21 protein-coding genes, 1 pseudogene and 1 riboswitch are annotated in these 25,102 nt (G+C 73.5%); of the genes and pseudogenes, 14 read left to right on the top strand and 8 right to left on the bottom strand.

Going from position 1 to position 25,102, the window contains the following annotated elements:
* Positions 1-54 precede the first annotated feature (54 nt).
* A riboswitch (cobalamin riboswitch) is annotated at positions 55-135 on the bottom strand.
* A 376-nt stretch (positions 136-511) separates the two neighbouring features.
* Positions 512-1,576, bottom strand: coding sequence for a Strvi_7410 family MBL fold metallo-hydrolase (locus ABT354_RS21735; RefSeq protein ID WP_351496225.1), 1,065 nt, complete (start codon positions 1,574-1,576; stop codon positions 512-514).
* A gap of 252 nt (positions 1,577-1,828) precedes the next feature.
* Here ABT354_RS21735 and ABT354_RS21730 point away from each other — a divergent pair, with 252 nt between their 5' ends.
* Entirely contained in the window at positions 1,829-3,325 is a 1,497-nt protein-coding gene (locus tag ABT354_RS21730; RefSeq protein ID WP_351496223.1) for an aldehyde dehydrogenase, read from the top strand.
* Entirely contained in the window at positions 3,325-3,558 is a 234-nt protein-coding gene (locus tag ABT354_RS21725) for a ferredoxin (protein ID WP_351496221.1), read from the top strand. Before ABT354_RS21730 ends, ABT354_RS21725 begins: the two co-directional genes overlap by 1 nt.
* 74 nt (positions 3,559-3,632) lie before the next feature.
* On the opposite strand, the gene ABT354_RS21720 is transcribed toward ABT354_RS21725, so the two are convergent.
* On the bottom strand, positions 3,633-4,280 hold the full coding sequence (locus tag ABT354_RS21720) for a TetR family transcriptional regulator (RefSeq protein WP_351496219.1): 648 nt from the start codon (positions 4,278-4,280) through the stop codon (positions 3,633-3,635).
* A 256-nt stretch (positions 4,281-4,536) separates the two neighbouring features.
* On the opposite strand from ABT354_RS21720, the gene ABT354_RS21715 reads away from it, so the two are divergent.
* The 3 genes from ABT354_RS21715 (at position 4,537) to ABT354_RS21705 (ending at position 7,878) form a co-directional block, all read left to right on the top strand.
* Positions 4,537-5,943 (top strand): glycosyltransferase family 4 protein, encoded by a 1,407-nt coding sequence (locus ABT354_RS21715; protein WP_351496217.1) that lies wholly within the window; start codon positions 4,537-4,539, stop codon positions 5,941-5,943.
* 130 nt (positions 5,944-6,073) lie between these two features.
* Positions 6,074-6,805 carry a class I SAM-dependent methyltransferase gene (locus tag ABT354_RS21710; RefSeq protein WP_351496215.1) on the top strand — a complete coding sequence of 244 codons (732 nt, stop codon included), beginning with the start codon at positions 6,074-6,076 and terminating at the stop codon, positions 6,803-6,805.
* Positions 6,802-7,878, top strand: coding sequence for a prenyltransferase (locus ABT354_RS21705; RefSeq protein ID WP_351496213.1), 1,077 nt, complete (start codon positions 6,802-6,804; stop codon positions 7,876-7,878). The genes ABT354_RS21710 and ABT354_RS21705 overlap by 4 nt, the downstream gene beginning before the upstream one ends.
* 58 nt (positions 7,879-7,936) lie before the next feature.
* Here ABT354_RS21705 and ABT354_RS21700 read toward each other — a convergent pair whose 3' ends face one another.
* Positions 7,937-8,947 (bottom strand): LLM class F420-dependent oxidoreductase, encoded by a 1,011-nt coding sequence (locus ABT354_RS21700; RefSeq protein ID WP_351496211.1) that lies wholly within the window; start codon positions 8,945-8,947, stop codon positions 7,937-7,939.
* Between the two features lie 365 nt (positions 8,948-9,312).
* On the opposite strand from ABT354_RS21700, the gene ABT354_RS21695 reads away from it, so the two are divergent.
* Positions 9,313-10,221, top strand: a complete 909-nt coding sequence (locus ABT354_RS21695) for a S1 family peptidase (protein WP_351496209.1) — start codon at positions 9,313-9,315, stop codon at positions 10,219-10,221.
* Between the two features lie 110 nt (positions 10,222-10,331).
* On the opposite strand, the gene ABT354_RS21690 is transcribed toward ABT354_RS21695, so the two are convergent.
* Positions 10,332-11,150, bottom strand: a complete 819-nt coding sequence (locus ABT354_RS21690) for a hypothetical protein (RefSeq protein ID WP_351496207.1) — start codon at positions 11,148-11,150, stop codon at positions 10,332-10,334.
* 347 nt (positions 11,151-11,497) lie between these two features.
* Complete coding sequence (locus tag ABT354_RS21685; RefSeq protein WP_351496205.1) at positions 11,498-12,151, bottom strand: class I SAM-dependent methyltransferase; 654 nt, start codon at positions 12,149-12,151, stop codon at positions 11,498-11,500.
* 219 nt (positions 12,152-12,370) lie between these two features.
* Here ABT354_RS21685 and ABT354_RS21680 point away from each other — a divergent pair, with 219 nt between their 5' ends.
* The gene (locus ABT354_RS21680) at positions 12,371-13,564 is read left to right on the top strand and encodes a thiolase C-terminal domain-containing protein (RefSeq protein WP_351496203.1); all 1,194 of its coding nucleotides are present in this window, start codon (positions 12,371-12,373) and stop codon (positions 13,562-13,564) included.
* A gap of 129 nt (positions 13,565-13,693) precedes the next feature.
* Positions 13,694-15,184, top strand: a complete 1,491-nt coding sequence (locus tag ABT354_RS21675; RefSeq protein ID WP_351496201.1) for an MFS transporter — start codon at positions 13,694-13,696, stop codon at positions 15,182-15,184.
* Here the strand turns inward: ABT354_RS21675 and ABT354_RS21670 are convergent.
* A pseudogene (locus tag ABT354_RS21670) lies at positions 15,144-15,575 on the bottom strand (response regulator); the annotation flags it as partial. The gene ABT354_RS21675 and the pseudogene ABT354_RS21670 sit on opposite strands and share 41 nt — an antisense overlap.
* Positions 15,576-16,052: 477 nt before the next feature.
* Between ABT354_RS21670 and ABT354_RS21665 the strand changes: the two are divergent.
* The 3 genes from ABT354_RS21665 (at position 16,053) to ABT354_RS21655 (ending at position 19,196) form a co-directional block, all read left to right on the top strand.
* Positions 16,053-16,907 (top strand): MaoC/PaaZ C-terminal domain-containing protein, encoded by an 855-nt coding sequence (locus tag ABT354_RS21665; RefSeq protein WP_351496199.1) that lies wholly within the window; start codon positions 16,053-16,055, stop codon positions 16,905-16,907.
* Positions 16,908-17,015: 108 nt separating this feature from the next.
* Complete coding sequence (locus tag ABT354_RS21660) at positions 17,016-18,092, top strand: Zn-dependent alcohol dehydrogenase (RefSeq protein WP_351496197.1); 1,077 nt, start codon at positions 17,016-17,018, stop codon at positions 18,090-18,092.
* A 165-nt stretch (positions 18,093-18,257) separates the two neighbouring features.
* Positions 18,258-19,196, top strand: a complete 939-nt coding sequence (locus tag ABT354_RS21655; protein WP_351496195.1) for a 3-oxoacyl-ACP reductase — start codon at positions 18,258-18,260, stop codon at positions 19,194-19,196.
* A gap of 365 nt (positions 19,197-19,561) precedes the next feature.
* Here the strand turns inward: ABT354_RS21655 and ABT354_RS21650 are convergent, their stop codons facing one another.
* Complete coding sequence (locus ABT354_RS21650) at positions 19,562-21,076, bottom strand: hypothetical protein (protein ID WP_351496193.1); 1,515 nt, start codon at positions 21,074-21,076, stop codon at positions 19,562-19,564.
* Positions 21,077-21,366: 290 nt separating this feature from the next.
* On the opposite strand from ABT354_RS21650, the gene ABT354_RS21645 reads away from it, so the two are divergent.
* From ABT354_RS21645 to ABT354_RS21635, 3 genes are read left to right on the top strand one after another with little or no spacing between them, the layout of a single operon-like run.
* The gene (locus ABT354_RS21645) at positions 21,367-22,206 is read left to right on the top strand and encodes a Nif3-like dinuclear metal center hexameric protein (protein WP_351496191.1); all 840 of its coding nucleotides are present in this window, start codon (positions 21,367-21,369) and stop codon (positions 22,204-22,206) included.
* A complete protein-coding gene (locus tag ABT354_RS21640) occupies positions 22,203-22,946 on the top strand; it encodes a zinc ribbon domain-containing protein (protein WP_351496317.1) in 744 nt (247 codons plus the stop codon). Before ABT354_RS21645 ends, ABT354_RS21640 begins: the two co-directional genes overlap by 4 nt.
* Positions 22,946-24,280, top strand: a complete 1,335-nt coding sequence (locus ABT354_RS21635; RefSeq protein WP_351496189.1) for a bifunctional RNase H/acid phosphatase — start codon at positions 22,946-22,948, stop codon at positions 24,278-24,280. The genes ABT354_RS21640 and ABT354_RS21635 overlap by 1 nt, the downstream gene beginning before the upstream one ends.
* Positions 24,281-24,472: 192 nt before the next feature.
* Here ABT354_RS21635 and eda read toward each other — a convergent pair whose 3' ends face one another.
* The gene (gene eda / locus ABT354_RS21630; RefSeq protein WP_351496187.1) at positions 24,473-25,090 is read right to left on the bottom strand and encodes a bifunctional 4-hydroxy-2-oxoglutarate aldolase/2-dehydro-3-deoxy-phosphogluconate aldolase; all 618 of its coding nucleotides are present in this window, start codon (positions 25,088-25,090) and stop codon (positions 24,473-24,475) included.
* Positions 25,091-25,102 lie beyond the last annotated feature (12 nt).

The following is a 25,102-nucleotide window of genomic DNA, read 5'->3' as shown; positions in this document are numbered from 1 at the left end:
GTGCCGGTCACCGGGCGGTACGCCGGTGACGCGAGCCGTCCATGGCCGCGTACGGGGCATTCCGACTCACCGCTCCCGGGACCGGGCGGGCGGCTCACGGCTGCGGGTCAGCGCCGGATTCGCACCGGCTTCCCCCCGTACGGGCGTGATGACGACCTGCCTACTGTACGGGGCCCGTCGCCCCATCCGGAACCTGAACCCCCGCTTCCCCGGCTGCCCGGCCCTTCGTCTCCGGCCCGGCTACCCGGCCCCGGCTGCCCGTGGGCGGATCGGCCGCTACGGCTCCGGCGGGGGGCGTACCCCGGGTGCCGGCTGCCCGGGGCCTGCGGAGCCGCCGTCCCCGGGTCCGCCGCCCGCGTCCGGTGCCGTTCGTCTCCCTGGCCGCCGCTGCCGCTGCCCCTGTCGGTGCTCCTGTCCGTGTCCTGGCAGGACGGCGCTTCCGACGCCCCGGATGTTCCGCTGACCCGGCTCCGGCGGTCGTTCTCCGGCGGCCCCGGCCGGAGGCCCCACGTCAGGAAGCCGGTCCCGTCGCCCGATAGCGCGTCGGGCTGCCCGGCAGGACATCCGCCAGGCCCAGGTGGACCAGGCGGCGCAGATGGGCCTCGGCCTCGGCCAGGGCGATGGTCCGGGAGGCGAAGGGGATCCGGGCCCAGGGGCGGTTCCACTCCATCCGTTCCGCCGCCTCCCAGACCGTCCGGTCCTCCGCGAGCACCGCCGTCAGGGTGCGCAGCCGCCGCTCATGGTGGTCGAGCAGCTCCCGTACCCGCCGCTCCGCGCCGGTGAAGGCGTACTGATGCGCCGGGAGCACCTCCGCCACCGACAGCCGGCCGACCAGCTCCAGCGAGGCGAGATAGTCCCCGAGCGGATCGGCGGACCCCGGGAGCGGCGGGCCGCCCGGGGTGATCGGGTCCTCGTACAGCCCGATGTGCGGACTGATCCCCGGCAGCAGATGGTCCCCCGAGAAGAGCCTGCCGTGCCCCGGCAGCCCCGCCGGATGTTCCTCCTCCAGATGGAGGCAGACATGCCCCGGGGTATGTCCCGGCGTCCAGATCGCCCGCAGCCGCCGCCCGGCGAGATCCAGCAGCTCCCCGGGGACGATCTCCCGGTCCGGCAGGGCCGCCGCCCGCGCGCCCGGCGGGCCGCCGTCGTGCCGGGCGCGGGCCGCCCGCAGCGCCGCCGTGTGCTCCTGGGGCGCCCCGGTCCGCTCCGCCATCCGCGCCAGATACCCGTACCACTGCCCCGGCGGCTGCGCACGGCCCCGGCGGACCATCTCCGTGTCGGCCGGGTGCATCGCGATCCACGCCCCCGACGCCTCCCGCACCCGCCCGCACAGCCCATGGTGGTCGGGGTGGTGATGGGTGACGACCACCCCGGTCACCTCGGCCACCGCGACCCCGGCGGCGGCCAGGCCCGCCGTCAGGACGTCCCAGGACTCCGGGTCGTCCCAGCCGGTGTCGACCAGGACCGGACCCCGGTCCGTGTCGAGCAGATGCACCAGGGTGTGGCCGAGCGGGTTGTCCGGGATGGGGACCCGGATCGAGTGCACCCCGCCCCCGTGATCGGTGACCTCCGCCATCGCTGCCGCCCTCCTGGCCCGGAGCCGCGCCGTCCGCCGTGCCGTCCGCCCGGCCCGGGGGCCGCGCCGCCCGCCCTCCCCGCCGGACGGACGCCCGCACGGAGGCCCGCACGGGCACCGCACAGCACCGCACGGGCACCCGCCGCGCACCCGGACGGGAACGTTGCCCATGGTAACGAGAACTGGTATCAGTTCTGAAAGACCGTCAGAAACACTGCTGGAAACCGCTCCCCGCCGCAGGAGGCAGCCGTCATGACCGACTTTGTCGAGCACGGAAAGCTGTTCGTCGGCGGGCGGCTCACCGACCCGCTCTCCACCGCCACCATTGAGGTCGTCTCGCCCCACAGCGAGGAGATCATCGGCCGGGTCCCGCACGCCTCGCCCGCCGACGTGGACCGCGCGGTCGCCGCCGCCCGGCGCGCCTTCGACGAGGGCCCCTGGCCCCGGCTCCCCCTGGACGAGCGGATAGCCGTGGTGACCCGGATCAAGGACGGCATCGCCGCCCGCCACGAGGAGATCGCCCGCCTCATCAGCGCCCAGAACGGCTCCCCGTACTCCTGGAGCGTCTTCGCCCAGGGCCTCGGCCCGGTCCTGGTCTGGGACACCTTCATCGGCATCGCGCGCGGGATGCCCCAGGAGGAGTCCCGCGCCGGAGTCCTCGGCCCCCTCCTGGTGCGCCGTGAGCCGGTCGGCGTGGTCGCCGCGATACTGCCCTGGAACGTCCCGCAGTTCATCGCGGCGGCCAAGCTCGCCCCCGCGCTGCTCGCCGGCTGCACGGTCGTCCTCAAGCCGTCCCCCGAGGCGCCGCTGGACTCGTACCTCCTCGCGGAGATCGCCCAGGAGGCCGGGCTGCCGGAGGGTGTCCTCTCCGTCCTCCCCGCCGACCGGGAGACCGGTGAGTATCTGGTGGGCCACCCCGGCGTGGACAAGGTCTCCTTCACCGGCTCGGTCGCCGCGGGCCGCCGGGTGATGGAGGTCGCCTCCCGCCGGCTCACCCGGGTCACCCTGGAACTCGGCGGGAAGTCCGCCGCCGTGATCCTCCCCGACGCGGACATCGCCACCGCCGTCGCCGGGATCACCCCCGCCGCCTGGATGAACAACGGCCAGGCCTGTGTGGCCCAGACCCGGATACTCGCCCCGCGCGAGCGGTACGACGAGGTCGCCGACGCCCTGACCGCCGCCGCCCGGGACCTGGTCGTCGGCGATCCGCTGGACCCCGCCACCCAGGTCGGGCCGCTGGTCGCCCGCCGCCAGCAGCGACGCTCCCTCGACTACATCGAACTCGGCCACAAGGAGGGCGCCCGGCTGCTCACCGGCGGTGGCCGCCCGGCCGGCCGGGAGCGCGGCTGGTATGTGGAACCCACCCTCTTCGGCGAGGTCGACAACGCGATGCGGATAGCCCGCGAGGAGATCTTCGGCCCGGTGGTCTGTCTGCTGCCGTACGGGGACGAGGAGGAGGCCGTGCGGATCGCCGACGACTCCGAGTACGGGCTCAGCGGCAGCGTCTGGACCGCCGACCCGGAGCGCGGGATCGCCTTCGCCCGCCGGATCAGGACGGGTACGTACTCCGTCAACACCTTCGGCCTCGATATGCGCGGGCCGTTCGGGGGATACAAGAACTCCGGACTGGGCAGGGAGATGGGGCCCGAGGGATACGCGGAGTACCTTGAGCACAAGACGATCCATCTGCCCGCCGGATACGAGGCCGAAGGCGCTCCGGGCGCCGACGGGGTCAAGGGAGCCGACTGATGGGTGACCGCTGGCATATCGAGGTCGACCGGGGTGTCTGCATCGCCTCCGGGATGTGCGCGGGGACCGCGCCGGACGGTTTCCGGCTGGACGAGGCCCGGCAGGCGCATCCGTCGGCCGCCGACACGGACGCGAGCGAGGCGCTGCTGGACGCGGCGGAGAACTGCCCGGTCGAGGCGATCACCATCACGCTGGCGGGCAGCGGTGTCCCCGTCTTCCCGCCGGACGACTGAGCCGGACCCCCAAGGCGCGGCGCCGACTGGCCGACTGACCGACCGGCCGGGCCCGGGATCCGCTCCCGGCGCCCTCAGTGGTCGCCCGGCGCCCGCCCACGCTCCCGTACCGGCTCCGGCGCCGTCAGGTCGATCAGCCGGCACACCGTCTCGATGTCCCTCTTCACCTGCGCGATCGAGGCCCGCCCCGACAGCCAGGTGATGAGCGCCGAGTGCCAGGTGTGCTCGATGACCCGGACCGCCGAGAGCTGCTCCGGCGTCGGCCGCTCCAGACCGGTCGCGTCCAGGATGATCGCCGTGGTCTGCCGGGAGACCGTGTCCACCTCGGGGCTGACGCTCCGGTCCGCGAAGGTCAGCGCCCGCACCATCGCGTCCGCCAGATGCGGCTCCCGCTGGAGCGCGCGGAACGCCCGCATCAGGGTCTCCGCCACCCGCTCACCCGCGCCGGTGCCCCCGGGGGGCCGCTTCCGCAGGGTCAGATGCATCTGCTGGAGCTGGTCCTGCATGGTGGCGACCAGCAGATGGATCTTGGAGGGGAAGTAGCGGTAGAGGGTGCCGAGCGCGACCCCGGACACCTCGGCGACTTCCCGCATCTGCACCGCGTCGAAGCCGCCCCGGCCGGCGAGCTGGGCGCTGGCGCGCAGAATGCGACGGCGGCGGGCCTCCTGGCGCTCCGTCAGCGATGTCGAGGCGGACCTCCGCGGTGTGGTCTCGGCTGTCATCTGTCCCGCTCTCTCACGAGGTGGGTCGTTCCGTTCCGGGCGTGTCCGGTGGCGGCCACCGGGTGAGTATCGGCCACGGGGCGGTGGAGGGGGACGGCGGTGCGCCCGCCGTGGTGCGAATCACCTGTTCCCGCCCTTACAGCGGGTCTACCTGCCGGTAGATTCAAAGCTTGTTTGAACGGCCGAGGCTGAAACTTGTTCTAGATTAGCGTGAGCGGTTACGCTCCGCCGAAACGCAGTGGGAAGGGGGCCGTGAGTGACCGCTGAGGCCATCGACACCGGCCCTCACGCAGGCCCCACCGGCCGTCCCCACCAGGCCCTGGAGACCGCCGGCGGCGCCCCCGCCGGCCGTACCGGCGACGCCGTCGGACCGGCCCCGGGCGACGGCTCCGGATCCCTGCGGATCGCCCTGCTCAGCTACAAGGGCAACCCCTTCTGTGGCGGCCAGGGTGTCTATGTCCGCCATCTCTCCCGTGAACTGGCCCGGCTCGGCCACCGGGTGGAGGTCATCGGCGCCCAGCCCTACCCCGTCCTCGACACGCTCGACTCGCTCGAAGGCGGGGTCACCCTCACCGAGCTGCCCAGCCTCGACCTCTACCGCCAGCCCGATCCCTTCCGCACCCCCCGCCGGGACGAGTACCGCGACTGGGTCGACGCGCTGGAGGTGGCCACCATGTGGACCGGCGGCTTCCCCGAGCCGCTCACCTTCTCCCTGCGGGCCCGCCGCCATCTGCGCGCGCGGCGCGGGGAGTTCGATGTCGTCCATGACAACCAGACCCTCGGGTACGGGCTCCTCGGCGATCTGGGCGCCCCGCTGGTGACCACCGTCCACCACCCCATCACCGTGGACCGCGCCCTGGATCTGGCCGCCGCCGCGGACTGGAAGCGCCGCGCCTCCGTACGCCGCTGGTACGGCTTCACCCGGATGCAGAAGCGGGTGGCCCGGCGGCTGCCCTCGGTCCTCACCGTCTCCGGCTCCTCCCGCCAGGAGATCGTGGACCAGCTGGGGGTACGGGGGGAGCGGATCCAGGTCGTCCCCATAGGCGCGGACACCGATCTCTTCTCGCCGGACCCCGCCGTCCCCGTGGTCCCCGGCCGGATCGTCACCACCTCCAGCGCGGATGTGCCGCTCAAGGGCCTGATCCATCTGGTGGAGGCGCTGGCCAAGGTCCGTACCGAACACCCGGGGGCCCATCTGGTGGTCGTCGGGAAGCGCGCCGACGGCGGCCCGGTCGCCCGGCTCATCGAGCGCCACGGCCTCGCGGACGCCGTGGAGTTCGTCAAGGGCATCTCCGACACCGAGCTGGTCGATCTGGTACGGGGTGCGCAGATCGCCTGTGTGCCGTCGCTGTACGAGGGGTTCTCGCTGCCCGCCGCCGAGGCGATGGCCACCGGGACCCCGCTGGTCGCCACCACCGGCGGGGCGATCCCCGAGGTCGCGGGCGCGGACGGGGAGACCTGTCTCGCGGTGCCGCCCGGGGACGCGGACGCGCTGGCGGGCGCCCTCGGCCGGCTCCTGGGCGACGCGGAGCTGCGGGACCGGCTGGGCGCGGCGGGCCGCGCCCGGGTCCTGGAACGTTTCACCTGGGCCAAGGCGGCCCAGGGCACGGTGGAGCTGTATCGTGCGGCGCTGACGGGGGCGGCCCGGCGGGGACCGCGATGACCGACGACCGGACCCGGCCCCCGGGCCGATCCCCCCACCGGACCGACGCCTCCCACACGTCCCACGCCTCCTGTGCCTCTCACGTCGCCCACGATCCTCACGACTCTCATGACTGCGAAAGCGGGACCCCGTGCTGACCGTCGACTTCTCCCGCTTCCCGCTCGCCGCGGGGGACCGCGTCCTCGATCTGGGCTGCGGCGCGGGACGGCACGCCTTCGAGTGCTACCGGCGCGGTGCCCGGGTCGTGGCCCTCGACCGCAACGCCGACGAGATACGCGAGGTCGCCCGCTGGTTCGCCGCCATGAAGGAGGAGGGTGAGGCCCCCGAGGGCGCCACCGCCACCGCCATGGAGGGGGACGCGCTCCATCTCCCCTTCCCCGACGAGTCCTTCGATGTCGTGATCATCTCCGAGGTGCTGGAGCACATCCACGACGACAAGGGCGTCCTCGCCGAGATGGTGCGGGTGCTCAAGCCGGGCGGCCGGATCGCGGTCACCGTCCCCCGCTACGGCCCCGAGAAGGTCTGCTGGACGCTGAGCGACGCGTACCACGAGGTCGAGGGCGGCCATATCCGGATCTACCGGGCCGACCAGCTGCTGGAGCGGATCGAGGAGGCGGGCCTGGTGCCCTACGGCACCCATCACGCCCATGCCCTGCACAGCCCCTACTGGTGGCTCAAGTGCGCCTTCGGCGTCGACAACGACCAGGTGCTGCCGGTCAAGGCGTACCACCGGCTGCTCGTCTGGGACATCATGAAGAAGCCCCTCGCCACCCGGCTGGCCGAGCGGGCCCTCAACCCGCTCATCGGCAAGAGTTTCGTGGCCTACGCGACCAAGCCCCAGCTCTCCCGGATCCCGGCGTGACCACTCCCCGCACCGAACATCTGGTGCTGCCCGGGGTGCTCACCGCCGAGGAGGCGGCCGAGACCGTCGCCGCGCTGCTCGCGGTCGCGCGCGAGGACGGCGCCATCCCGTGGTTCCGCGGCCACCATCTCGACCCCTGGGACCACACCGAGGCCGCGATGGCCCTGGACGCCGCCGGGGAGCACGAGGCCGCGTCCCGGGCGTACGCCTGGCTGCTCCGCCACCAGAACGAGGACGGCTCCTGGTACGCCGCGTACCACGACGGGGAGGCCGACCGCCCCACCGACCGGGGCAAGGAGTCCAACTTCGTCGCCTATGTCGCCGTCGGGGTCTGGCACCACTACCTCGCCACCGGTGACGACGCCTTCCTGGACCGCATGTGGCCGGTGGTGTACGGGGCGATCGAGTTCGTCCTGCGGCTCCAGCGGCCCGGCGGCGAGATCGCCTGGAAGCGGGAGGCGGACGGCACCGTCGTGGACGACGCGCTGCTGACCGGCTGCTCCTCGATCCATCACGCGCTGCGCTGTGCGCTGGCCATCGCGGCGGAACGGGAGGAGCCGCAGCCCGACTGGGAGCTGGCGGCGGGGGCGCTGGCCCATGCCATCGACCACCACCCCGAGCGCTTCCTCGACAAGGGCCGCTACTCGATGGACTGGTACTACCCGGTCCTCGGCGGCGCGCTGACCGGTACGCGGGCCAAGGCCCGGCTGGAGGAGCGCTGGGCGGAGTTTGTTGTCCCGGGGCTCGGGGTGCGCTGTGTGCTGCCCAACCCCTGGGTGACCGGGGGCGAGAGCTGTGAACTCGCCCTGACCCTCTGGGCGATGGGGGAGTCCGACCGGGCGCTGGAGATCCTCCAGGCGATCGGGCATCTGCGGGCACCGGGCGGGCTCTACTGGACGGGGTACGTCTTCGAGGGCAACCGCGCCGTCTGGCCCCGGGAGCAGACCACCTGGACGGCGGGGGCGCTGCTGCTCGCGGTGGCGGCGCTCGGCGGGGACGAGGCGACGACCGCGGTCTTCGGCGGGGAGCGGCTGCCCCGGGGGCTGGACCCGGAGTGCTGCGACGGATCGTAGGGACTCCCCGCCCCCGGAGTGCTGCGGCGGGTCGTCAGGGGACGCCCTGGGGGAGGGGCTACAGCGCCAGCTCCGCCAGGGTCCGCAGGGTCTCCGGGTCGCGGGCGGTCAGCAGCAGGTCCGTCACCGGGCCCGCCCGCCAGGCCGCCAGCCGTTCGGCGATCCGCTCCCTCGGCCCCACCAGCGAGATCTCATCCGCGAAGGAGTCCGGTACGGCGCGTACGGCCTCCTCCCGGCGCCCCTCGGTGAACAGCCGGTGGATCCGGACCGCCGCCTCCTCGTATCCCATCCGGGCCATCAGCCCGGCGTGGAAGTTGCGGGAGGCGTGCCCCATGCCGCCGATGTAGAAGCCCAGCGAGGCCTTGACCGGCAGCAGTCCCTCGGCGATGTCGTCGCAGACCCGGGCATGGGCCAGCGGGGCGACCACGAAGCCCTCCGGCAGGCCGTCGCGGGGGAGCGGATACGCGTCGGTGCGCAGCGGCGACCAGTACAGCGGCAGCCAGCCGTCGGCGATCCGCAGGGTCTGCGCCACGTTCCGGGGGCCCTGCGCGCCGAGCAGTACCGGCAGTGAGGCCCGCAGCGGATGGGTGATCGGCTTGAGCGGCCGGCCCAGACCGGTGCCGTCGGCGCCCCGGTAGGGGTGGGGGTGGAAGCGCCCGTCCAGCTCCACGGGCGCGGCGCGCCGCAGCACCTGGCGGACCACGTCCACATACTCCCGGGTCGCGGTGAGCGGACTGCTGGGGAAGGGCTGCCCGTACCATCCCTCCACGACCTGGGGTCCGGAGAGGCCGAGGCCCAGCATCATCCGGCCACCGGAGAGATGGTCGAGGGTGAGGGCGTGCATGGCGGTGGCGGTGGGGGAGCGGGCCGCCATCTGGGCGACGGCGGTCCCCAGCCGGATCCGGCTGGTGTGAGCGGCGATCCAGGTCAGTGGGGTGAAGGCGTCGGAGCCCCAGGCCTCGGCGGTCCAGACCGAGTGATAGCCGAGCCGCTCCGCCTCCTGGGCGAGGCCGAGGTGGCCGGGGGAGGGTCCACGGCCCCAGTAGCCGAGCGCGAGTCCCAGCCGCATGCTCCCACCTCCGTGGTTCCCCACCGCACCCCGCTTGGCTGACGGTGTGTCAGATGACGAGGATGCGGGAAGTCGGGCAATTTTCGCCGATACGGCCATGAGAATGGCTGAAAAAGGCCCCCCGGAGGAATGAACCCCGCTTCGTTATTACGCATCTTTCTCACGCAGACTCAAATAGCTTCAGAGCAAAGGCTGTTGGAAAGAAATATCTCCACGAAACCTTTGACGGAGCGGCCGGACCGCTGTTAGTTTCCAGGAGTCGATTTACCGCAGGGGGTTTTTCGGATCGGGTATTTTCTGGCCAACGGGCAGAAGATATCCGTCCTCTGTGGATTTCCCTTTCTTTGAGGAACGGAGTTCATCCCATGAATCTCGGTGCGTTCAGAGGCCGCTCGGGCCGTATCGCCGCCGCCGGTGTCGCCTCCGCCGCGGCGGTCGCCGTGCTCGCCGCCGCCGCACCCGCCCTGGCCGGACCGCCCACCCCCTCGGCCGAGCCCAGGACCGTCCAGCCCAAGGGGCCGGGCGCGCCCATCATCGGCGGTTCCGCCGTGCCCAACGACAAGTACCCCTTCCAGGCCGCCCTGCTCTTCAAGGGCAAGGGCAGCCCCGTGGACCGCCAGTTCTGCGGCGGCAGCCTCGTCGACGCCTTCACCGTCATGACCGCCGCGCACTGTGTGGACGGCGGCGACCCGAAGGAGATCGAGGTCACGGTCGGTCGTACCGTCCTCAGCAACACCAAGCAGGGCAAGCTCCGCAATGTCGTGGACACCGTCGTGCACCCGCGCTACGGCAAGAACGGCGCCTACGACCTCGCCTTCGTCTACCTGGAGAAGCCGGTCACCGGCATCGCGCCCATCGGCCTGCCGACCGTCGGCACCGACGCCCTGATCAAGCCCGGGGTCAAGGCCACCGTCACCGGCTGGGGCAACACCGACACCGTGCTGCCGAACTTCCCGAACCGGCTGCGTGAGGTCAAGGTGCCGATCCTCTCCCACGAGGAGTGCGAGATCAGCACCGGCGGCTTCACCAAGGGCATCGACCTCTGCGCCGGGGTCCAGGGCAAGGACTCCTGCCAGGGCGACAGCGGCGGCCCGCTCTTCCGCAACATCAACGGCCGGGAGAACGCCATCCAGGTCGGTATCGTCTCCCGCGGCGAAGGCTGTGCCGCACAGGGTGCCCCCGGCATCTATGTCTCGCTCAGCTCCGCCAAGCTGTGGAAGACCCTCTACGAGTCCCCCGAGGGCAAGAAGATAGCCAAGCGCCTCGGCCGCTGACCCTTTCGGGCCGCCCCTTTCGGGGTGTCCCGCCCGAATTCGGGTAAAGCATAAGGCCGTGGCCCCCGCCCTGTTCGGGTGGGGGCCACGGCCATGCATAAGGAAAGAAATCAGCCGCGCTGAATTCCGGAAGTGTCCTGGAGAACTCCGCGACGCCCGTCCTGGGTCTGCGCCACCAGCCCGGCACCCCGCTGCTCCACCGCCAGATACCAGGTACCGGGGGCCAGCTCGGCGATCGTGCCGGGGCTGCCGTCCTCCGCGTACAGCGGACGGGTCACCGGCACCGCGAACCAGAACGGGGAGAAGTCCCCGGTGGCACCGCCCGCCGGGGGCTGCGGCGAGCCGAAGGGCGCCGGGCCCGAGGCGCCCGCCGCCGGGCCGCCGGGCTGACCGCCGAAGGACGGCGCGCCCGGACCCGGGTACCCGTACCCCTGCGGCTGCCCGCCGTAGGGAGCCGGGGCCGCCGGACGCGCCGCGCCCAGCAGCGACGCCTTGAGCGCCGGGACCAGCTCGGCGGCGACCGCGCCCGCCGCCAGCAGCAGCGCGGCGACAAAGCCGAGGATCAGTCCGAGCCCCGCGTCCGGGCTCGGCGCCTCGTCGTACAGCGAACCGCCCGGGTCGAAGATCGCACCCAGCGCGGAGAGGGCGGTGAAGAGCGCCAGCGCCGTCCCCAGCTGGCCCAGGTCGATCCCGAGCACCTTCGGCCGGCGGGGCAGCACCCGGGCCGCCACGATCATCGCCGCGGCGGCGACCCCGGCGAGATAGACCCCCACCAGCAGGGAGCCGCTGTCCCAGCCGGTCGGCGCTTCGGGGCAGAAGGATTCCCGTTCGCAGTTGAGGTCCCACGTATCCAGGAACGAGGCGATGAACAGCAGAACCGCTGCTCCGATCACCACGCCGTCGCCTCTCGTGAGGGAGCGGATATTCACGTATGAAGTCCTTCGCAGGTCGACTCAATCGGGGCGGTGCTCGCTGCCGTCGTCGGCGGTGAGCTGGCACGGAGCCGGGAAACGCTTCCCGTCGTGTTCGCAGGGACGAATCTATCGGTTGGCCGATCCCCCCGTCTGCCGGGTTGTACGGGACCTCCCCGCTCTCCCCACGACCTGCTCTTCCCCGGCTCCTCCACGGCGTGGATTCCCGGGACTTGGGCGCTTCGGGGCGGCCCGGTGCCCCGTTCCCGTACGGCCGGGTGCGCTGTTCCGTACGGCCGGATCCCCGTTTCCCGTACGGCCGGATCGCCGTCTTCCGTACGCCCGGATCGCCGTTTCCCGTACGGTCAGATCCCCGGGCCGGTGCGGCGCAGCACCCGCAGCGAGTCCCGCACCGACACCTCGGTGAACGCGCCCGAGGCGAGGGCCCGCCGATGGATCCGGTACGGGGCCTGTCCGCCGTCGGCCGGGTCCGGGAAGACATCGTGGATCACCAGCAGCCCGCCGTCGGCGACATGGGGCGCCCAGCCCTCGTAGTCCGCGGTCGCGTGCTCGTCGGTGTGGCCGCCGTCGATGAAGACCAGCCCGAGCGGCGCCGACCAGAGCCGGGCGACCTGCGGCGAACGGCCGACCACCGCCACCACGTGGTCCTCCAGACCGGCCCGGTGGAGCGTGCGCCGGAAGGTCGGCAGGGTGTCCATCCGGCCGACCTCCGGGTCCACCACCGACGGGTCGTGGTACTCCCAGCCCTCCTGCTGCTCCTCGCTGCCCCGGTGGTGGTCGACGGTGACCGCGGTGACCCCGGCGGCCCGTGCGGCGTCGGCGAGCAGCAGCGTCGAACGTCCGCAGTAGGTGCCCACCTCCAGCAGGGGCAGTCCGAGCGCCGCCGCCGCCACGGCCGCCGCGTGGAGCGCCAGCCCCTCGGCGCGCGGCATGAAGCCCTTGGCCTCCTCGAAGGCGGCGAGGGTCCGGGGCCCGGGTGCGGCGGTGCTCGTGGTCATCGGGGGGTTCCTCCTGGTGGCGGGGTCGTTCGTCCGGGCCGCCCATGGTGCCGTACGGGCCGGGGGCGGCCGGGCCCGCCCCCGTACCCCCGTACCGGGTCCTGTGTATGTGCCCCGGCGGCGGCGTCGGCGGGCTTCCCTCGTACTGGAACGTGTTCTACTCTTCCGCTCGGCACTGCCGGAGCACCCCGTCGCCCCCGTGGCCGAAGGAGCGAGCCCATGGCCCAGAGCTGGATCGCCGGTGTCGGAATGACGGCGTTCACCAAGCCCGAGACCCGTGACCTCGCCTACTGGGAACTGGCCCGGGAGGCCGGGACCCAGGCCCTCACCGACGCCGGGATCGCCTACGAGGAGGTGGACCAGGCCGTCGCCGGCTACTGCTTCCAGCCCTCCACCGCCGGACAGCGCGCCCTCTATGAACTCGGCCTCACCGGCATCCCCGTCTGCAATGTGAACAACAACTGCGCCACCGGCGCCACCGCCCTGATGCTCGCCCGCCAGCTGGTCGAGGGCGGCGCCGCCGACTGCGTCCTCGCCCTCGGCTTCGAGACGATGCGCAAGGGCCCGCTCGGCGCGGGCGCGGACAGCGGGGACTTCGCCCACTCGCCCGTCGCCCGCCACTACGGGGTGATGGCCGCCGCCCATGGCTTCGCGAGGACCCCGCCCACCGCTCAGATCTTCGGCAACGCCGCCCGGGAGCACAAGGAACGCCATGGCACCACCGACGCACAGCTCGCCGCCGTGGCGGCCAAGAACCACCGTCACTCGGCGGCCAACCCCCGCGCCCAGTTCCGCGAGGTCTGGAGCGCCGAGGAGATCCTGGCCTCACCCGCCGTCCACGCCCCGCTCACCAGGCTCCAGTGCTCGCCCACATCGGACGGCGCGGCGGCGGTCCTGGTCGTCTCGGAACGCTTCGCCGCCCGGCACGGGCTGCGCTCCCGGGCGGTCGCCATCGCCGGGCAGGCCATGACCACCGACACCGGGGAGTCCTTCGCCTCCGGCAGCTGCCTCGACGTGGTGGGGGTCCCGATGTCCCGCGCCGCCGCCCGGCTCGCCCAGGAGGCCGCCGGTCTGGGGATCGACGAGGTCGATGTCATCGAGCTGCACGACTGCTTCTCCATCAATGAACTCCTCACCTACGAAGCCCTGGGCCTCTGCGCCGAGGGCGCCTCCGGGGAGCTGGTGGAGAGCGGGGCCACCACCTACGGGGGCCGCTGGGTGGTCAACCCCTCCGGCGGGCTGATCTCCAAGGGGCATCCACTGGGCGCCACCGGGCTCGCGCAGGCGGCCGAGGTGGTCTGGCAGCTGCGCGGCGAGGCCGGGGACCGCCAGGTGGAGGGGGCGAGGATCGGTCTCGCGCACAACATCGGCCTGGGCGGCGCCGCCGTCGTCACCCTGCTGCGCCGCCCCTGACCCGTACCCGACCCGTCTGCACGATCCGTACCCGGCCGGTGCGCCGCGGTTCGTCCGCGGTCCGTGCGCTACGGGTATGCGCGGTATATGGGATGTACGGGGTGGAAGCCCTGCTGGAACCATGGCCCCATGGCCCACCCCCCGTCCGACGCCCCAGGCGCCCGGAAGACCCTCATATCCAGCTCCCCTTCTTCCCCCGACTCGGCTGGCGCGCCTGCCGCCTCCCCCGTGCCCGCCCGTGCCTGGCCGGTGCTGCTCGCCGCCTGTGCCGGGCACTTCCTCGTCGTCCTCGATGTCTCCGTCGTCAATGTCGCCCTCCCCTCGATGCGGGCGGACCTCGGACTCTCCACCACCGGACTCCAGTGGGTGCTCAACACCTACTCGATCGCGTTCGCCGGATTCATGCTCCTCGGCGGCCGGGCGGCCGACCTCTTCGGCCGTAAGCGCACCTTCCTGACCGGACTCGCCCTCTTCACCGCGGCCTCCCTCGCCGGTGGACTCGCCCAGGAGGGGTGGCAGCTCCTCGCCGCCCGTACCGCCCAGGGGCTGGGCGCGGCCATCCTCGCCCCGGCCACCCTCACCATCGTCACCGCCGCCGTGGCCCCCGGCGCCGCGCGCACCCGCGCCATCGGCACCTGGTCGGCGGTGGGCGCGGCGGGCGGCGCCACCGGTGGATTCGTCGGCGGCGCCCTCACCGAACTGCTCTCCTGGCGCTGGGTCCTGCTGATCAACGTCCCGGTCGGCGCCCTGGTGATGCTCGCCGCGGCCCTCTGGCTGACCGAGAGCCGGGACACCGCCGGCCGCCGACTCGACCTGCCGGGCGCGATCCTGGTCACCGGGGGCCTCGCCGCCGTCGCCTATGGCGTGGTGCAGACCGAGGAGTCCGGCTGGGCCGCCGCCGCCACCCTGGTCCCGCTGCTGGCCGGAGTCGCGCTGCTCGCCCTCTTCGTCCTGGTGGAGGCGCGGACCGCGGCCCCGCTCGTCCCCCTGAGGCTCTTCCGCTCCCGCGCGGTCACCTCCGCCAACGCGACGATGATGCTCTGCGGTTCGGCCTCGTTCGCCATGTGGTTCTTTATGACGGTGTACGCGCAGAACGTCCTGGGATACACCCCTCTGGAGGCGGGGCTCGCCCTCATCCCCAGCTCCATCAGCATCGTCCTCGGCTCCACCCTCGCCCCCTGGCTGATGGCCCGTGTCGGGGCGCGGACCGTCGCCGTCGGCGGGCTGCTCACCGCCGGGTGCGGATTCGCCTGGCAGTCCACGATGACCGCCGACGGCACCTTCCTCGGGACCATCCTCGGCCCCGGCATCCTGATGATGATGGGCATCGGGCTCGCCGCGACCCCGCTCGCCGCGGTCGCCACGGAGAGCGCGGCGCCCGGTGAATCCGGCCTGGTCTCGGGGCTGGTCACCACCTCCCGCACGATGGGCGGCGCGATCGGGCTCGCGGTCCTCTCGACCATCGCGGCGGCCCGGACGGGCGGCAGCGAGGACCCCGTCGACCTCACCGCCGGATACGCCCAGTCGTTCCAGGTCGGTGCGGGGCTGATGCTCACCGGGGCGCTGGTCAGCCTGGTTCTGCTGCCGCGAGCGCCGGGTCGATCACGGTCTCCCCGGTGAGCACCCGCCGTACCGCCCGTGCCAGTTCCTCCACCGGTCCGTCCTTCACCAGCAGCCCCACCGCCCCCGCCGCCAGGGCCCGGGGCAGCCGGCCCGGCCGGGCGCTGTGCGTCAGCAGCACCACCCGGCACTCGGGCACCTCGTCCCGCAGCGCGGCGGCGGCCCCGAACCCGTCGAGCCCCGGCAGATCGACATCCAGCAGGGCCACATCGGGGCGTACCTCCAGTGCGGTACGGGCCACCTCGTCGCCCCGGCCCACCTGGCCGACCACGGCGAACCCGGTCACCAGACCGAGCCGTAACGCCAGCGCGCCCCGGGGCGTCCCCTCGTCCTCGGCGAGCAGCAGACGGACATCACGGCCCGGACGATGGTCCCGGGGGATCTCTTCCACGGGCGCATCGTAGGTCGGGACGGGTCCGTACTCCGGGAGCCCCGGCCGGGGCGGTCGGTCCGGGTGGTACGGGTGCGAGGGCGGGGCGGTCGGTCCGGGTGGTACGGGGGCGAGGGCTGCGTGGTCGGCTCGGGTGGCCGGGTGGCCGGGCGGTGCGGCTGCGCGGGTGGCGCGGTGGGCGAGGGCGGCGCGGGTGGCCTTCCCATCGCTTGGAGGCTGCGTTATACATAGGCAGCCGGTCCTAGAACGCGTTCTAGAACGAGCGCCGGGCCGGTCCCGTGCGACCTCGGCGCGGCCGACGGTGCGGACGGCCGTGCCGGGGTCTTCTCCGCCCGGGGCCGAGGGCCTCCTCCGCCCGGGGGCCGTGGCGACACGGAGCCACCGGCCCAGCGGCCCCGTACCGGCGCGGTGGAGCGGTTGAGCGGAAGCGATCGGGCCGGTGGCCCGGACCGGCGACCAAGGGAGCTGTGCACCGATATGCCCATCGACCCCGCCACGGCCCTCGCGGCACCGCCCCGCAGCGCCGGGATCAGCTGGGACCACAAGGACGTCCTGCTCTATCACCTCGGGATCGGCGCCGGAGTCCCCGCGACCGACCCGGACGAACTGCGCTACACCCTGGAGTCCCGGCTCCAGGTGCTGCCGAGCTTCGCCACCGTCGCCGGGGCCGGCCAGGGCCTGGTGGGCGGGCTCGACGCCCCCGGTATCGACATCGACCTCGCCGCCGTGCTCCACGGCGGCCAGTCGGTCCGGGTGCACCGGCCGCTCCCCGCCCGGGGCACCGCCGTCTCCACCGCGCGGATCGCCGCCCTGTACGACAAGGGCTCCGCGGCGGTGCTGGTGCTCCGCGCGGAGGCGGCCGACGCCGACGGCCCGCTGTGGACCAGCGACTCCAGCATCTTCGTCCGGGGCGAAGGGGGCTTCGGCGGCGAGCGCGGCCCCTCCGGCCGCGCCGCACCCCCCACCGGCGACCCGGACCGCACGGTCGAGCGGCCGATCCGCGAGGACCTGGCGCTGCTGTACCGGCTCTCCGGGGATTTCAACCCCCTGCACGCCGACCCCGGTTTCGCCGCCCTCGCCGGCTTCGACCGGCCGATCCTGCATGGGCTCTGCTCGTACGGCATCACCCTGAAAGCGGTGGTCGACACCCTGCTGGGCGGGGAGGCCGTGCGGGTCCGCTCGTACCGCACCCGCTTCACCGGGGTGGTGTTCCCGGGCGAGACCCTGCGGATCCGGATGTGGGCCGGGGACGGTGCGGTACGGGTGACGGCGGTCGCGGTCGAACGGGACGAGGCCCCGGTGCTCTCGGACACCGTGGTCGAACACGGCTGAGCCCTCCGGTCCCCCGTACCCCCGGTCCCCCCCCGGTCGCTCTCCCGGCCGTCTTGCTCCGGCCGATCCACACGTACCAGCGAACACACACAGGACAGGAGCCTCACCATGCGCGCAGCCGTGCTGCGGAAGACAGGCGGGACCGAACTGGAGGTGCTCGACGGCGTCGAGACCGTGGGCTTCGGCCCGGGAAAGGTACGTATACGCATACGGGCCACCGGGCTCTGCCACTCCGATGTCTCGGCCATGTCGGGGGTGCTGCCGATGCCCGTACCGTTCGTCCCCGGTCATGAGGGCGCGGGTGAGATCGTGGAGGTCGGGGAAGGGGTGACCGGGCTGAGCCCCGGCGACCGGGTCCTGATCGGCTGGCTGCCCGCGTGCGGCGGCTGTCCGTCCTGCGAGCGCGGCCAGAGCCAGCTCTGCCTCAGCGGCTTCATGAAGGTCGGCACCCCCGCCTTCGTCCACGCGGGTCAGGACATCCTCGGCTTCGCGGGCATCGGCACCTTCGCCGAGGAGGTCGTCGTGGACGCCGCCAGTGCCGTACCCATACCCGACGATGTGCCCTTCGACATCGCCGCGCTCATCGGCTGCGGGGTGACCACCGGTATCGGTGCCGCGCTCAACACCGCCGATGTCGCCGCCGGTGCCTCGGTCGCCGTGATCGGCTGCGGCGGCGTCGGTCTCTCCGCCCTCCAGGGCGCCCGGCTGAAGGGCGCCGCCCGGATCGTCGCCGTCGACCCGGTCGCCTCCCGCCGGGAGGCCGCCCTGCGCTTCGGCGCGGACGAGGCGGTCGCCCCGGACGCCCTCGCGGACGCCAAGCAGCGCCTCACCGGGGGCGAGGGCTTCGACTATGTCTTCGAGGTGGTCGGCAGGTCCACCACCGCCAGGGCCGCCTATGAGGCCACCCGGCGCGGCGGCACCCTCTGTATCGTCGGCGCGGGCGCCACGGACGACTTCCTCAAGCTCAGCATGTTCGAGCTGTTCTTCGACGAGAAGCGGATCCTGCCCTCGCTGTTCGGCGGCGCCGACGCCGTCACCTCGTACCGGCGGATCATCGAACTGTGGCGGGCGGGCCGGATCGACCTCGCGGGTCTGATCACCCACCGGGTGCCGCTCGACGGGATCAACGACGCGCTGGAGCAGATGCGGACCGGGGTCGCGCTGCGGACCTGCATCGAACTCTGATCCCCCGGGTGCACCGGATCTCCCGGGTGCACCGGATCTCCCGGGTGCACCGGATCTCCCGGGTTCATCGCGTCCACCGGATCGACCGGGTCCCCCCCCGGCTCCCCCGGGCGTTTCCGCGTCCTTCCCGCCCAGGCCGGCACCACCACCGAAGGGAACCGCACCATGCCCCAGCCACTCGACGGACTCTCCGCGATCGTCACCGGCGCCGGGCGCGGGCTCGGCCGCGCGGAGGCGCTGGAACTCGCCCGGCTCGGCGCGGGGGTCGTCGTCAACGACTACGGCAGACCCGGCCGGGACGGATCGGGCCGGTCGTCGGCGGCCCCGGCGGACGAGGTCGTCGCGGAGATCCGGGCGGCGGGCGGCACCGCCGTCGCCCACCACGGCGACATCGGCGACCACGCCACCGCCGGGGAGCTGATCGGCCTGGCGGTGGCCGAGTTCGGGAAGCTGGACATCCTGGTCAACAACGCGGGCATCCTCCGCGACCGGATGGTCTTCTCGATGAGCGAGAGCGAGTGGGACGAGGTGATCCGTATCCATCTCAAGGGCCACTTCAACACCACCCGTTTCGCGGCGGCGCACTGGCGCGAGCGGTCGAAGGCGACCGGCGGACCGGTCCACGGACGGATCGTCAACACCTCGTCCGAGTCCTTCCTCAGCGGCTCGCCGGGCCAGCCCAACTACGCGGCGGCGAAGGGCGGCATCGTCGGCCTCACCACCTCCAGCGCCACGGCGCTGGCCCGGTACGGGGTGACGGCGAACGCCATCTGCCCCCGCGCGCGTACCCGTATGACCGAGGATGTGTTCGCGGGCTTCCCGCCGCCCGGCGACGGCGCCCCGGACCCGCTGGCGCCCGAGCAGGTGGCCCCGCTGGTGGGATATCTGGCCTCCCCGGCGGCGAGCGGGGTCAACGGCCAGCTGCTGGTGGTGCACGGCGGGATGGTGGCGGTCGTGGAACGCCCCAAGGTGGCGGCGGTCTTCAGCGCGGCGAAGGACCGCTTCGCCCATGAGGAGCTGGACGGGGCCCTCGGGCCGTACTTCGCCGAGCGGCCGGAGGGGTTCGCCGCCCCGGAGATCCTCGCCCTCCGCCGCGCGGACTGACCCGGAGTCCGGTCGGGCCGGACGCACGGTGGGCCGGGTGCACGACGGGCCGGACGTACGACGGGCCGGACGTACGACGGGCCCCCGGCTCACAGGGAGCCGGGGGCCCGAGGGGTCGTTCAGGGCCGCCGGATCAGGCGGCGGTGTCCGCGCCGGCGGGCCTGCGATGCCTGCCGTGCGGCTCGTCCTGGGTGTTCTCGGCCGCGGCGGCCACCCCCCGGTGCCTACCCGCGCCCTCATCGGTCGTGTCTTCGTGGTTCGGTCGGGCCTCAGTCGTCTCGGTCCGGCCATCTGGCATAGGGAGTTTCCCCCGTCATGTACGTGTGCGGTCGCTGAAAATACTGAAAAAACACAGGGCGCAGAGTTTAACGAAACCCCAACCGTCCTACGAGGGGCGCCTGCTGCAACGGGACCGGCCGGTGCGCGCCCTGTGCGCCGGGAGCCATCGGCGCTCCCGGGACGACCGGCGCCATCGGGCCCACCGGGGGTGCGGGGGTACGGTGCGCGGTCGTCGTCACGGTCGGTGCGGCGGGGGCCGCCGGAGCCGGCCGGGGGGCCTGTGCGGGGGCCGGCGGGGCCATCGCCGCCGGGGTCATCGCCGCCGGGGGAACGGGCTCCCGGCGCTTGGCCATCGTCACCCCCCGGCCCGAGCCCGGGGACCCGGCGGGCCCGGACGGCGCACGGCCCGGCGCGAGAGCGGGCCGCGCGGTCATCGCCGGGGGCCTGCGGTGCACCCGGGGCGGCAGCGGGGCCTCCCCGGCGAAGAGCGCCGCCGCGTCCACCCGGGCCATCCCGCACCCGTCCGCCCCGGCGGTGTACGGCAGCCGCAGCTCACCCTCGCCGCTCCACAGCCCCGTACCCGTCAGCCAGCCCTGGGGTGCCGCCAGTTGATGCAGCCGCCGCCCCGCGGGCCGCCAGACGCCCAGCCAGCTCCCGGAGGGCCCCTCGATCCGCAGCGCCACACCGGAACTCTCCGGCACCAGGGCCTGCCCCGGCTGCACCGCGAACGGGGTCACCGCGCAGTGCGGCAGCCGCAGACAGTCCGGGAAGCGCACCGGGCGGTCGCTCCCCATGACCCCCCAGCCCAGCCGCTCCTGGCCCGCCGCGTCCGAGCGGATCAGCAGCAGCCCGCTGTCGGGGTCCGCCAGCAGCAGCCGGTCCTGGCTCTCCTCGGTGATCTGGAGCAGCGGCGTGGTCTCGCCGCCCCGGGCCAGATCGACCGCGACCGTCTTCACCGGCCCGTCGCCGTCCCGCCGGTCCAGCGCCAGCAGCCGCCCGGCGCGGTCCAGCCAGACACCGCCCGTGCAGTGGCCCGGCACCTCGGCGACATACTCGGGGCCGAAGGCGGCACCCCCGGCGACCAGCCACACCGCGCTGGACCGAGCACCCGGGACGACCACATAGGCACGGGCGCCGTCCGGGGACGGCGGCAGCAGCAGCGCGGGACGGTGGGTCTCGATGCCGCCGAGACAGACCTCACCCGTCCCCGGCCCGGCGGGGTAGACGAGCGAGAACATATGGCGTCCCGCCACCCGGCGCCGGATCAGCACCCGGCCGTCGCCGAGCGGCAGCACCCCCGTGCTGCGCTCCTCGGGCTGGCCGAGCGGGAGCGGTACCGCGTACGGCTCCGGCCCGTCGAGTGTCCACCGCTCCGCGAACAGGGCCTCACCGTCGCCCGCGAGCCGCGCCGCGTAGGCGCCGTCGGCGGTCATGGCGATCCGGCCCTGGCCGCCGACGCCGAGCGGGTCCCCCGGTACCGGCCGGACCGTAGCGGGGTCCGCGCCATGACCGGTGGCGAGGGCGGTCAGGACGGATCCGTTGGCTCTGGCGGAGTCAGCGGACTCACGCGTCCCCCTGGTCTCAATAGCACAGGCTGTCATCGGACAGTCACCTCCAGCCACGAACGTAGGTTTCGCACTTCCTGCCGAACAACGCGCCACCGACCCGTTCACACATAAGGGTGGTCATGGGGGTAATCAGCTGAGAAAGGGAGTCATATGTGATCCATGTGCGGCCCGTGGGTCGGCCGGGACCCCCTCCGCGACGCCCCCGGGCTCCGTCCGGCGCCGTCGTGGGGCGGCGCGGGGCCGGGGGAGGGGCGCGGGCGCGGCGCCGGAGCCCGGCCGGAGGCCCAGACCGGGCGGGTGCCCGGCGCGGGTAACCTGTTTCCGTGCCCCGCCTCTCCGAAGTCATCGCCGCCCTCGACGCCCTCTGGCCCCCGTCCCGCGCCGAGCAGTGGGACGCGGTCGGCACCGTCTGCGGCGATCCCGACGCCGGGATCGAGCGCGTACTCTTCGCCGTCGACCCGGTTCAGGAGATCGCCGAGGAGGCCATCCGGCTCGGCGCCCAGCTGATCGTCGCCCACCACCCCCTCTATCTGCGGGGGACCACGACGGTCGCCGCCGACCACTTCAAGGGACGGGTCGTCCACACCCTGATCAAGAACGACATCGCCCTGCATGTCGCCCACACCAACGCCGACAGCGCCGACCCCGGGGTCTCCGACGCCCTCGCCGGCGCGCTCGACCTGCGGGTCCTCGGCCCGCTGGTGCCCGATCCCACCGATCCGGCGGGCCGCAGGGGCCTCGGCCGGATCTGTGAGCCTGAGCACCCCGAGACCCTGGCCGCCTTCGCCGAGCGGGCCGCCAAGCGGCTTCCCGCCACCGCGCAGGGCATCCGGTTCGCCGGTGACCCGGAGGCGGTCGTCCGCCGGGTCGCGGTGAGCGGCGGCTCCGGTGACAGCCTCTTCGACGCCGTGCGCGCCGCGGGCGTGGACGCCTTCCTCACCGCGGATCTGCGCCACCACCCCGTCTCCGAGGCCACCCAGCACTCACCGCTCGGGCTGGTGGACGCCGCGCACTGGGCCACCGAGTGGCCCTGGTGCGAGCAGGCCGCCGCACAGCTCGACGAGATTTCCGACCGGCACGGCTGGAACCTCCGGGTCCATGTCTCGCACACGGTCACCGATCCCTGGTCATCCCGATTCTCTTCTCCTGGAGCCCCCAACTGAACGCCGCGCCCGCCGACCAGATCCGACTTCTTGAGGTCCAGGCCCTCGATCTGCGCCTGTCCCAGCTCGCGCACAAGCGCAAGTCGCTGCCCGAGCACGCCGAGATCGACTCCCTCACCAAGGACCTCACCCAGCTCCGCGATCTGCTGGTCGCAGCCCAGACCGAGGAGAGCGACACCGCCCGCGAGCAGACCAAGGCCGAGCAGGACGTGGACCAGGTGCGGCAGCGCGCCGTCCGCGACCAGCAGCGGCTGGACTCCGGTGCCGTCAGCTCGCCCAAGGACCTGGAGAGCCTCCAGCGGGAGATCGTCTCGCTGGCCCGGCGCCAGGGCGATCTGGAGGACGTCGTCCTCGATGTGATGGAGCGCCGCGAGGCCGCGCAGGAGCGCGTCAACGAACTGACCGAGCGGGTATCCGCCGTTCAGGCCAAGGTTGACGACGCCACCACCCGCCGGGACACCGCTCAGGGCGGCCTGGACTCCGAGGCGGCCTCGGTCACCCGCGACCGCGAGGCCGTCGCCACCGCCGTGCCGGCCCCTCTTCTCGCCCTCTACGAGAAGATCCGCGTCCAGCAGGGCGGCGTCGGCGCGGCCCGGCTCTCCCAGCGCCGCTGCGAGGGCTGCCGCCTCGAACTCGACATCACCGGCCTGAACGAGGTGCGCTCCGCCTCCCCCGACACCGTGCTGCGCTGTGACAACTGCAGCCGCATCCTGGTGCGTACCGCCGAGTCCGGCCTCTGATGCGCACCTTCGTCGTCGAGGCCGACGGAGGCTCCCGGGGCAACCCGGGACCTGCGGGGTACGGCGCCGTGGTGCTCGACGCGACCACCGGTGAGACGCTGGCCGAGACGGCCGAGTACATCGGCGTCGCGACCAACAATGTCGCCGAGTACAAGGGTCTGGTGGCCGGCCTGAAGGCGGCCCTCGCGCTCGACCCCACGGCCAGTGTCCGGGTCCGGATGGACTCCAAGCTGGTCGTGGAACAGATGTCGGGCCGCTGGAAGATCAAGCACCCGGACATGAAGCCGCTGGCCGCCGAGGCCGGGCGGGTCTTCCCGAGGTCGTCGGTCAGCTACGAGTGGATCCCGCGCGAGCGGAACAAGCACGCGGACCGGCTCGCCAACGAGGCCATGGACGCGGGCCGGCAGGGCAGGCAGTGGGAGCCCTCCCGCTCCCGGGCCGAGCAGGCGACCCGGGACGAGGGCGCCGCCCGGGTGGTCGGTGACGCCACGGCGGGCGCGGCCAGGGCCCGCGCGGCCCTCTCCAGAACAGCCGCCTCCACGGCAGCCCTCTCCGGTACGGGCACCGGCCCGGCGGTCCCCGCGGGTACGGGCACCGCCGCCACGGCGGGGCGCTCCGGGGCCACCGCGCTCCGGGAGGAGCGGGACACCACGGCGGCCCGCGCCGCCGCCCCGGCCCGGGGATGGGCGGCCCCGGCCGATCTGGGCGCCCCCGCCACCTTTGTCCTGCTGCGGCATGGTGAGACCGCCCTCACCCCGGAGAAGCGCTTCTCCGGCAGTGGCGGCGCCCATGACCCGGAACTCTCCCCGGTCGGCCGACGCCAGGCCGATGCCGTGGCCGCCGCACTGGCCGCCCGTGGCACCGTCCAGGAGATCGTCAGCTCACCGCTGCGGCGCTGCCGGGAGACGGCGGAAGCCGTCGCCACCCGGCTGAACCTCGACGTCCGGATCGAGGAGGGGCTGCGGGAGACCGACTTCGGCGCCTGGGAAGGGCTGACCTTCGCCGAGGTGCAGGAGCGTTACGGCGCTGACCTCGACGCCTGGCTGTCCTCCCCGAAGGCGGCTCCGACCGGCGGCGGCGAGAGCTTCGCCACCGTCGCCCGCCGGGTCTCGGCCGCCCGCGACCGGCTGGTGGCACGCTCCTCGGGCCGTACGGTCCTGGTGGTGAGCCATGTGACCCCGATCAAGACCCTGGTCCGGCTCGCCCTCGGCGCCCCGCCCGAGTCCGTCTTCCGGATGGAACTCGCCGCCGCGTCGCTGTCGGCGGTGTCCTACTACACCGACGGCAACGCCTCGGTGCGGCTCTTCAACGACACCGCCCATCTGCGCACCTGACACCCTCCCTGTCACACCGCACCGCCCGGTCCGCCATCTCCGGTGGGCCGGGCGGTGCGCTGTACGGGGGTACGGGTGCACGGGTGCAGGGGTGTGCCGCACGGGGTGCGCGCGGCACGGCGCTGGGTGTTGCCGGGTGGTACGGGTGTGCCGGGCGGGCGGGCGGTACGGGTACGGCGCGGTGGGGTGCGCTCAGCCGCGCAGGGCCGCCGCCCCGGCCGCGAGGGAGCGGACCCGGTCCCAGTCCTTGGCGGCGAGGGCGTCCGCCGGGAGCATCCAGGTGCCGCCGACACAGCCCACGTTCGGCAGCGCGAGATAGGCGGGTGCCGACGCCAGGGAGATCCCGCCGGTCGGGCAGAACCGCGCCTGCGGCAGCGGACCGGCGAGGGACTTGAGATACGCCGTCCCGCCCGCCGCCTCCGCCGGGAAGAACTTCATCTCGCTGACCCCCCGCTCCAGCAGGGCCACCACCTCCGAGGTGGTGGAGACGCCGGGCAGGAAGGGCACCCCGGAGCCCTGCATCGCCGTCAGCAGCCGGTCGGTCCACCCCGGGCTCACCAGGAACCGTGCCCCGGCCGTCACCGCCGTCTCCACCTGCTCGGGGGAGACGACCGTGCCCACACCGACGACCGCCTCAGGGACCTCGGCGGCGATGGCCCGGATGGCGTCCAGTGCCGCCGCCGTCCTCAGGGTCACCTCGATCGCGGTCAGCCCGCCCGCGACCAGGGCCCGCGCGAGCGGGACGGCATCGGCGGCGTCCTCGATGACGACGACGGGAACGACGGGAGCGAGATCAAGAACGGAGGTCATGGCCTCATCCTG

It is taken from the genome of Streptomyces sp. NPDC000594, from assembly GCF_040299965.1.
Classification (GTDB): Bacteria; Actinomycetota; Actinomycetes; order Streptomycetales; family Streptomycetaceae; genus Streptomyces.
This window is presented reverse-complemented; position numbering and strand designations above follow the sequence as displayed.